This window comes from Tabrizicola sp., assembly GCF_034366665.1.
Classification (GTDB): Bacteria; Pseudomonadota; Alphaproteobacteria; order Rhodobacterales; family Rhodobacteraceae; genus Tabrizicola.
This window is the reverse complement of the sequence record NZ_JAXMMF010000045.1, coordinates 1-6,022: the sequence shown is the minus strand read 5'-3', so window position 1 is coordinate 6,022 and position 6,022 is coordinate 1. Positions and strand designations below refer to the sequence as shown.

The window sequence follows — 6,022 nt, the reverse complement described above, 5'->3', positions numbered from 1 at the left end:
ACCTTTGTCGCCCCAGCGCTTCCATCGGTTGTAGAGGGTCTTCGCCGGGCCATACTCCTTGGGCGCATCGGACCAGCGCAAGCCATTGCGATTGATGAAGATAATGCCACTCAGAACGCGACGATCATCGACGCGCGGCTTGCCATGGCTCTTGGGAAAGAAGGGCTGCAGCCGCGCCATCTGTGCCTCGGTCAGCCAGAAAAGGTTGCTTATCGTTCAGTCTCCTTGCAGAGGCTGAATCACGCTGCCAGCGCAAGATCAATGGGTCCTGACCCTAAAGTTCATGTAAGCCTTCCAATTCCTAATCTCCCCTGACATCAAGCGCGGCAGCAGGAGGTCGTGGGTCTGGGCGAGGGTGCGGGATTCGTTCACATTGGCAAGTATCTTGTCGAACAACGGCGAAACTGCGTTCTCGAATGCCTCCAGAATCTCCGGACTGGGCTTTGGCAGTGTAAGTGCCTCGAAGGTTTGCCGCGTGATGGTTGAAAAGACCGAGCCATGCGCCATCGCCTGCAACTGACTCACCGTGTTCTGTGCTATCGGATATGTCGCCCAGTTCCCGACGGCCCCCACTCCCTGCAATCCGTAGCAAGACTGGTTGAACGTCATTTCGCGCCCGGTGACTTCCAAGTTGCCTACCGTTCGGCGCGCTGAAATGATTGTTGTGACCTTCGGGACAAGCCTTGCGGAACTTCCGGCCAGGCCGGTTTCAGTGATGGTCTTTTCAATATTCGTCACGAACACGCTTCCCGGGGCGGGCGTGTCTGTCACTGAGAACCAAGGAACCGGCCCATCCCAGAATGCCGGATTCGAGGTTTTCGGAGTCCCACCGCCGACGATCGCAAAGAAATCACTGAGCGGCTTGTCTTCCCACCCCTCCGGCTTACCCTCACCATCTAGGCGGTCGGGGAAGAGGGACCATTGGTCGGGGGAGAGGTAGGGGGCGCGGCCTTCCATCTTGGCTCGGGTGGGGCCGAAGTCGACGAACCAGTCGCGGAACAGCGCCCGCGCCATCGCTTCCAGCGTGGCGTTCAACTTCCGGTTCAACTCGATCTTGCGCTCTATAGGCGTGATGATTGAAAGTGCCAAATCCTGAGCCTTAAGCGGCGGAACACGAACTGGCTGCTTTGCGAGGCGCGTTACATAAATGTGCTTGATGGTAGAGCCTTCAGCTTCACTCAACATTCGTTGGTGATTTCGCGGCTCCTCCAGGACGAGTTTCAAGAAGGTCGGTCGAATGGATGGGTTCGGCTGCAGCACCGCAACTGACTGGTTCACGCAGACGTCTGGTCGGTCAACTATCGCAATTCGGCCACGCGTCCCGTCTTTTGTGACTAGAACGTCACCGATGTTGGGTCGGCTTTTGTCGGTCAGCTTTTCGACAAAGGCCGCACGAGAGGTTCGACGCGCCTGTTCATACAAAATGCGGCCATCATTTATGTCTTTGGCCGTGACCATGTATGGGCCTTCGGATGTCGTCGGCATCGGATTGGTGAAGCCATAGGTCGCCCTTGTCAGGAAATGATCTAGCGGCGCTTCAACCCAAGTTTCGTCGCTCATGCCAAACCCGCCAGCCGCGCCCGTATGGTCGCCGTCAGGGCCTGGGCCTCGGCGAACTGCGCCTCCAGCTTTTCCTACAAGGCACTAAACCGCTCGGCAAACGGTGTCTCGTCCTCTTCCGCCGCCTCGGCCCCCACATAACGGCCCGGGGTCAGGACGTGGCCGTGGGACCGGATTTCCTCAAGGTTCGCCGATTTGCAGAAGCCCGGCACGTCGGCGTACCCCTCTCCCAGCCGCCAGGCGTGGTAGGTTTCGGCGATTTGGGCGATGTCAGCATCGGAAAACTCCTTCCGGGTACGGTCCACCATGAAGCCCAGCTTGCGGGCGTCGATGAACAGCACCTCGCCGCGCCGATCGCGCAGCTTGCGGTTGCGAGCGATGCCGTTCGACTTGTCCTTCGCCAAAAACCACAGGCAGGCAGGGATCTGGGTGGAATAAAACAACTGCCCAGGCAGGGCGATCATGCAATCCACCGCCTCACCCTCGATCATCGCGCGGCGCATCTCGCCCTCGCCCGATTGGGTCGAGGACATGGAGCCATTGGCGAGAACCACACCGGCTGTGCCCGAAGGCGCCAGATGGTGCAGGATGTGCTGAAGCCACGCAAAGTTGGCGTTGCCCGCGGGCGGGATGTCGTATTTCCAGCGCGCATCCTCACGCAGCCGCTCACCGCCCCAATCCGAGATGTTGAAGGGCGGGTTGGCGAGGATCACATCCGCGCACAGGTCTGGGAGTTCGTTCTTGTGGAAGGTGCCTTCAGAGTTCCACTTGATGTCGGCGTCGATCCCGCGCACGGCTAGGTTCATCTTGCACAGCCGCCATGTGGTGTAGTTCGACTCCTGCCCGTAGATGGCGATGTCGCCTAGACGGCCGCCGTGTGCCTCGACGAACTTTTCCGACTACACGAAACATGCCGCCCGACCCGCAGCAGGGGTCATAGACGCGGCCTTTGTAGGGCTCCAGCATCTCGACCATGGTGCGCACGACCGAGCGGGGCGTGTAGAACTCGCCCCCGCGCTTGCCCTCGCTGCCCGCGAACTGGCCGAGGAAATACTCGTAGACACGCCCCAGAAGGTCGCGCGCCTTGTCCTTCCCCTCACCCAGCGCGATGCCAGAGATCAGGTCGATCAACTCGCCCAGCATGACGGCGTTCAGCGCGGGGCGGCCGTAGTCCTTCGGCAGGACGCCCTTGAGGGACGGATTGACCTTCTCGATGGCGATCATCGCCTCGTCGATCAGGCGCCCGATGGCAGGTTGCTTGGCATTTGCATGCAGATGGGACCAACGGGCCTCCGGTGGCACCCAGAAGATGTTGTCGGCAAGGTATTCGTCGGGATCCTCTGCGCCTTCTGGGTATTCGGAGAGGAGCGCCTGGCGCTTTAGTTCGAACCCGTCCGAGATGTGCTTGAGGAAGATGAGGCCCAGGGCGACGTGCTTGTAGTCCGAAGGCTCCATGTTGCCGCGCAGCTTATCGGCGGTCTTGAAGAGGGTGGCCTCAATGCCAAGGTCGGAGCCGTTGTCGATTGATTCCATACCTGAAAAAATCCTTGAAGTTCGGTCGCCGGAGGGTAGCCGAGACGCAGACCAAAATCCACATAGTGGCAAGCTAGCGGCGAGCACATTTCAGCCTCGTTCGCCGTGATTGCGAACGGCAATTAACTTAGGGACTATTTTGGTGGGTGCTGTCGATCCGACAGAAAGCGCCGAGAGCGCAGAGGGAGAATAGTCTGCCGGCGATTCTCTTGACTCAAACGACGTTTCTGCGTCCGTGTGCATGGACCCGCCAGGTACCTGCTGAGAGTGGTGCCTGCCGTTCGAAATGGAAATGCAACATGCCGTCAAGTTGCAAACCGTCAAATTGCAACCTGTCAGATTGCCGTGATACGCGCCGTAGATCCTATCAGGATGAAGGCTGCGAAGCGCAGGTGGCAGCAATTTGACGTGATGTCTTCCTGGGAGCGAGCACTGCCAAGGTTGTCGCCGCCTCGCCGATGGTTGGGATGCGCAGCCCAATTCCAAACGTTGGCAGAAACCTACGTGGCTATCGGGTCACTCTCGTGCCAGACGATGCGCCAGCCTAAGGTGTCATCCCAATGTTCCCTCCGTCTAGACATCTCCGCGACGCAGCATTTACTGTGCCCAAGAGAAGATCGCAGTGCGCCACGAAAGGTGGATGCTAAGGGGGATCCAAAACACAAACGAAAGTCTATGTTGTTGTTTTTAAATCGTTAAAATAAGATTTGTGGTGCCCAGAGCCGGAATCGAACCAGCGACACGCGGATTTTCAATCCGCTGCTCTACCAACTGAGCTATCTGGGCACCGTTTGGTGGGCGGGTGATACCCAAGCGGCGGGGGGCTGTCCAGAGGGAAAACGTCCCTCAATGCGGCTTCGGCGGGGGGGCGTCGGGCTCTTGCTCGTCAGCCTCTTCCTCGGTCTCGGCAGGGATGCGGTAGCTTTCGGTCAGCCAGCGGCCAAGGTCCACATCGGCGCAGCGCCGCGAGCAGAACGGACGGTAATCGGCGGCGGTGGGCTTGCCACAGATCGGGCAGCTCATGGCAGGCCCCCTGGCAAAAGGTCGGACAGGGGCAGGCGGTCACGCTTGCGGGTCATCTCGTAAAGGCCCAGCGTGGTCCAGCCCGCCAGGTTCGCCTCGCCATCGGTCTTGAAGGCCGCTTTCAGCACCTGGTCCAGGATGTGCCTGTCGCGCTTTGGCATCGGGGCGAAGTCCACGACGACCTGACCGCCAAGGCCGCGCAGACGCAACTGGCGCGGCAGGTCGCGGGCGGCGGCGATGTTGGCTTTCAGGGCGGCGGCAGGTGAGGTATCGGGCCCGGTGTTCACGTCGACCGAGACCAGCGCGCGGGTCGGCTCGATCATCATGTGACCGCCGGCGTCCAGCGTGACCTGCGCGGTCCGCAGCGCATCCAGCATCTCGGACACGCCGTGGCGTTCAAAGCTTTCCGGGTCGGTGTCGGCGTCGTCCACGGCGGGGTCCAGCCAATCGCGGAACGCCAGGTCATGTGCTGTGGGGCCGTCGACAAGCAGTTCGGGCGGACCAGACGTGTCGGCCAGCACCGCTTCGGCCAGGCCACGCATCGCCGTGATATCCTCGGCGATGGCCTGGTCCTCGGCCTCCAGGCAGCCAGAGCGCAGGATCAGGCCCAGACGCTCACTTGCGCCGGCCATCCCGGTCTGCGCGAGGTCGGAAAGCTCTGCCCGCCGATCATCATCCTTGATCTTGCGCGAGATGTTCAGGCCCGGCGCGTCAGGCGTGATGATCGCGAAGCGGGACTTGAAGAGCAGGCGCGAGGTGACTGGGATCGCCTTGCCAGGTTCCGCCGGACCGGTGACCTGGACCAGAAGCCGCTGTCCCGGGGCCACGCCCGAGATCTGTCGAAGAAAACCCGAGGCCCCGTCGGGCAGCTTGACGAAGATGCCACCCTGGCCCTTGACCGGGCGGTCGGCCACGGCGCGGTAGATCGCCCCCGGGATCGCCACATCGCCCAGGGGGTCGATGGCAAGCTCTTCCAACTGCCCGTCGACCAGCAAGGCCGCCGCCTGACGACCGTCAATCTCGTCCAGAACCAGCAAACGGCCCTTCATTCCTGCCTCCAGACCGGGTAGCCGATCGCTGTCAAAAGGGCCGCCGTCTCGGCCACGGGCAAGCCCATGATGCCGGTGAACGAGCCCGAAATCCACGGGATGAACGCCCCCGCCAGACCTTGAATTCCGTAGCCGCCCGCCTTGCCCTGCCATTCGTTGCTGGCGAGATAGGCGTTCAGCTCGGCATCCGACAGGCGCTTCATTTTCACCGTGCTGAGGGATTCGCGCACCAGAACCCGGTCGCCACGCCGCACGGCAAGACCGGTGATAACCTGATGGCGCCGCCCGCCAAGCGCCGTCAGGAACGCGGCCGCTTCGCCCGCGTTCGCCGGTTTGCCCAGGATGCGGCGGCCAATGGCGACTGTGGTGTCCGCGCAAAGCACCACGTCCTCGGGCCCCGCCGGGACCGCGCGGGCCTTTTCCTCGGCCAGCCGCAGGCAATAGGGCCGCGGAAGTTCACCCTTGCGGGGGTCCTCGTCGATGTCGGGGGGCAGGATCAGGTCTGGCACGATCCCAAGCTGCACCAGCAATTCCTTGCGGCGCGGGCTGCCCGATCCCAGAATGAAACGCAATTTACTTGAAACGATAGTTGATGCGGCCCTTCGACAGGTCGTAGGGGGTCATTTCGACCTGCACCTTGTCGCCGGCCAGAACGCGGATGCGGTTCTTGCGCATCTTGCCTGCCATCACCGCGATCAACTCATGGCCGTTCTCGAGTTCGACCCTGAATGTCGCGTTCGGCAGGAGTTCCTTCACGACACCGGGGAATTCGAGAATGTCTTCCTTGGCCATGGTCTCTCCATTGCAGATGGGCCCGCAGGTTGGTCCCCGCAGGCTTCCGGGGGGCGATATGCCCC

The 6,022-nt window shown here is 61.5% G+C and carries 8 protein-coding genes and 1 tRNA gene; all 9 read right to left on the bottom strand.

The genetic code is table 11. The annotated features are described in order from the left end of the window. Nucleotides 1–213, bottom strand: a 213-nt coding sequence (locus U1E69_RS06005) for a transposase (RefSeq protein WP_322243454.1), incomplete at its 3' end; no start/stop codon positions are given. A gap of 45 nt (nucleotides 214–258) precedes the next feature. Further along, nucleotides 259–1,560 (bottom strand): restriction endonuclease subunit S, encoded by a 1,302-nt coding sequence (locus U1E69_RS06000; RefSeq protein ID WP_322243452.1) that lies wholly within the window; start codon nucleotides 1,558–1,560, stop codon nucleotides 259–261. Between the two features lie 74 nt (nucleotides 1,561–1,634). Then, complete coding sequence (locus U1E69_RS05995; RefSeq protein WP_322243453.1) at nucleotides 1,635–2,411, bottom strand: N-6 DNA methylase; 777 nt, start codon at nucleotides 2,409–2,411, stop codon at nucleotides 1,635–1,637. Beyond that, on the bottom strand, nucleotides 2,317–3,093 hold the full coding sequence (locus tag U1E69_RS05990) for a class I SAM-dependent DNA methyltransferase (protein WP_322243451.1): 777 nt from the start codon (nucleotides 3,091–3,093) through the stop codon (nucleotides 2,317–2,319). Before U1E69_RS05990 ends, U1E69_RS05995 begins: the two co-directional genes overlap by 95 nt. 710 nt (nucleotides 3,094–3,803) lie before the next feature. Next, nucleotides 3,804–3,879 (bottom strand) — tRNA-Phe (locus U1E69_RS05985). Nucleotides 3,880–3,939: 60 nt separating this feature from the next. Further along, nucleotides 3,940–4,116 (bottom strand): DNA gyrase inhibitor YacG, encoded by a 177-nt coding sequence (locus U1E69_RS05980; protein WP_322243450.1) that lies wholly within the window; start codon nucleotides 4,114–4,116, stop codon nucleotides 3,940–3,942. Beyond that, on the bottom strand, nucleotides 4,113–5,165 hold the full coding sequence (locus tag U1E69_RS05975; protein WP_322243449.1) for a ribonuclease E/G: 1,053 nt from the start codon (nucleotides 5,163–5,165) through the stop codon (nucleotides 4,113–4,115). The genes U1E69_RS05980 and U1E69_RS05975 overlap by 4 nt, the downstream gene beginning before the upstream one ends. Continuing rightward, nucleotides 5,162–5,737, bottom strand: a complete 576-nt coding sequence (locus tag U1E69_RS05970; RefSeq protein ID WP_322243448.1) for a nucleoside triphosphate pyrophosphatase — start codon at nucleotides 5,735–5,737, stop codon at nucleotides 5,162–5,164. Before U1E69_RS05970 ends, U1E69_RS05975 begins: the two co-directional genes overlap by 4 nt. Nucleotide 5,738: 1 nt before the next feature. Next, nucleotides 5,739–5,957, bottom strand: a complete 219-nt coding sequence (infA, locus tag U1E69_RS05965; RefSeq protein ID WP_050523081.1) for a translation initiation factor IF-1 — start codon at nucleotides 5,955–5,957, stop codon at nucleotides 5,739–5,741. Nucleotides 5,958–6,022 lie beyond the last annotated feature (65 nt).

Bases quoted from the DNA above. Each gene is read 5' to 3' on its own strand.
- U1E69_RS06000 (WP_322243452.1), bottom strand. From the start codon at position 1,560: ATGAGCGACGAAACTTGGGTTGAAGCGCCGCTAGATCATTTCCTGACA.
- U1E69_RS05990 (WP_322243451.1), bottom strand. From the start codon at position 3,093: ATGGAATCAATCGACAACGGCTCCGACCTTGGCATTGAGGCCACCCTC.
- U1E69_RS05980 (WP_322243450.1), bottom strand. From the start codon at position 4,116: ATGAGCTGCCCGATCTGTGGCAAGCCCACCGCCGCCGATTACCGTCCG.
- U1E69_RS05975 (WP_322243449.1), bottom strand. From the start codon at position 5,165: ATGAAGGGCCGTTTGCTGGTTCTGGACGAGATTGACGGTCGTCAGGCG.
- infA (WP_050523081.1), bottom strand. From the start codon at position 5,957: ATGGCCAAGGAAGACATTCTCGAATTCCCCGGTGTCGTGAAGGAACTC.